This is a genomic window from Brevundimonas sp. P7753, assembly GCF_013386595.1.
GTDB classification, from domain to species: domain Bacteria; phylum Pseudomonadota; class Alphaproteobacteria; order Caulobacterales; family Caulobacteraceae; genus Brevundimonas; species Brevundimonas bullata.
This window is the reverse complement of sequence record NZ_JACARP010000242.1, coordinates 1-525: the sequence shown is the minus strand read 5'-3', so window position 1 is coordinate 525 and position 525 is coordinate 1. Positions and strand designations below refer to the sequence as shown.

Annotated in this window: 1 pseudogene; it reads left to right on the top strand. The window is 65.0% G+C overall.

The window, feature by feature from the left end:
- Positions 1-257: 257 nt before the first annotated feature.
- Positions 258-525: pseudogene (locus tag HX774_RS19380) on the top strand (methyl-accepting chemotaxis protein); the annotation flags it as partial.

The window sequence follows — 525 nt, the reverse complement described above, 5'->3', positions numbered from 1 at the left end:
CGTCCCGGCGGCGGTGATCATGGGGCTGTTGACCGCCCTGACCGCCCCCTATGGCGCGCGGCTGGCCCATCGGCTTGATCGTAGGGTGCTGAGAAGGGCCTTCGCCGTCTACCTGTTGCTGACCGCCCTGTCGGTGGTGTGGAAGGCGCTCTGAGAAACGGCGATTTCGCCTACGTAGATTTCCGGGGTGAAACGCTAAGGCTTTGGCGAACCGCGCGAGGTTAGGAAGACAGCAGTCATCCCCCCGAGCGTAGAAAATGCTGCAAAACCTGTCCGTGCCCAAGAAGCTGATGCTGTCCTTCGCCGCCGTGATCGCGGCCTGCGGGGCGGCGACCATGGTGGTCCTGTGGACCGTGACGGTCTTGCAGCGCGCCGACGCCGCCAACGCCGCCTCCGCCGAGATGTTCAAGACCTCGGACCTGGTTCTGGCCGCCGCGGTCGAGCAGCAGAACGCCATGCGCGCCTATGTGGCGACGCGCGACGCCGACTTCATTCCCAAATACGAGGAGCCGGGCAAGGTTCTGA